This is a genomic window from Agrobacterium sp. MCAB5 (genome assembly GCF_052114365.1).
Taxonomy (GTDB): domain Bacteria; phylum Pseudomonadota; class Alphaproteobacteria; order Rhizobiales; family Rhizobiaceae; genus Agrobacterium; species Agrobacterium tumefaciens.
In genome coordinates this window covers 1-881 of sequence record NZ_JBFREP010000059.1, presented here as the reverse complement: position 1 = coordinate 881, position 881 = coordinate 1, and the positions used below count along the sequence as shown (strand labels likewise).

General features: G+C 59.9%; 1 protein-coding gene and 1 pseudogene. One reads left to right on the top strand and one right to left on the bottom strand.

Going from position 1 to position 881, the window contains the following annotated elements; translation table 11 throughout:
* Positions 1 to 500: GGDEF domain-containing protein (locus tag AB4Z23_RS27275; protein WP_441361155.1), on the top strand; the 500-nt coding region annotated here is incomplete at its 5' end.
* 111 nt (positions 501 to 611) lie between these two features.
* Here AB4Z23_RS27275 and AB4Z23_RS27270 read toward each other — a convergent pair.
* Positions 612 to 881: pseudogene (locus AB4Z23_RS27270) on the bottom strand (type II toxin-antitoxin system HipA family toxin); the annotation flags it as partial.

Below are 881 nucleotides of genomic sequence, written 5' to 3'. Positions count from 1 at the left end.
CATCTCGGATCCTCCGGGAGCGGCATTTTGACCCCGTCTCACTGCTCGCCTTCGACCTCGACCACTTCAAGGCGATCAACGATCGTCATGGACATCAAACCGGAGATAAGGTTTTGCAGCTGTTCGCCGAAACCGCCCGCGAAGAAGCCGGACCCGACGCGCTTATTGTCCGGCTGGGCGGTGAGGAATTCGCTGCGCTTCTGCCACGGTGCGACCATTCCCAAGCTCTCAGTCGCGGCTTGGCGATCGCAAGCCGGTTCGCCAAAGCAGCCGCTCGGGCAGAGGGCTTGGAAACGCATGCCACCGTCAGTATCGGCCTTGCGGCACCTGACTGCCACGACCTCGCCGGGATGCTTGCAAGCGCCGATGGCGCGCTGTACCGGGCGAAAGCCCTTGGGCGGAATCGTCTTGAGACCGCAGGGCCACACGAATTGCTGCTGCACCCACAAGCCGATCCCTTGCGTCGTCAGTTGCGGGTAGTGGCGACGGGGGCGTCCTGATTCGATGTAGCGCTTTTTGGCGAGGACGCTGTTGAACGGATTCGAACCAGCGACCCTATCGGTTTTGGTGGGCTATGAAACTGCTAACGAGTTACGCAAAAACACCAATTGCTAATCAGCGCACGTGCCGAGGATCGGCGACATCAGCTTGATGTGGGCATCAATCCGTTCCAACACTCTATCGGGTAGAACAGCTCGTTCAGGCAGAGACCACCAAGACTGGTTGACGCGCTCGACGGTCTCCGTAACAGCCTTCAGCACACCAGCTTCAGGCAATCGCGCACGATGCGCGAAGACTTTCCATCGCTGGGCGTTCATTGCCTTGAACGGCCTTTCGCCGGCCAGCGACAGTGCCATGGCGTCCGACGGAATGTATGGGAC